This window comes from Pseudomonas sp. PME37.24/025, assembly GCF_055556615.1.
The window spans coordinates 1-265 of the sequence record NZ_JBVHNK010000265.1 but is presented as its reverse complement, the minus strand read 5'-3'; the positions used below and the strand labels follow the sequence as shown (position 1 = coordinate 265).

Below are 265 nucleotides of genomic sequence, written 5' to 3'. Positions count from 1 at the left end.
ACGAACAATCAGACGTGCTTGTACACGTTGTTGGTCGGGCACGAGCAACCCTGTGACATCGCCTGAGCCGACATCTTCGGCAATGGCAACGGCAATATTGCGCTCAAAGGTGGCCTGTAAAATGGGATCTTCTGGGAAGGGGTTGAGTTCGGCCAAGTGATCGGCTGAGTAAAAATGGTTCATGCGGGGCCAATTCCTTTATCCCATGCGGGTGTTGGTTTTTTTTGTTGAGCGGCAAACGTTAACATGCGGTCAATGCAAGCAT

Annotated in this window: 1 pseudogene; it reads right to left on the bottom strand. The window is 50.9% G+C overall.

The window, feature by feature from the left end:
* Positions 1 to 183, bottom strand: a pseudogene (locus tag ACZ3HH_RS30315) (hypothetical protein); the annotation flags it as partial.
* Positions 184 to 265 lie beyond the last annotated feature (82 nt).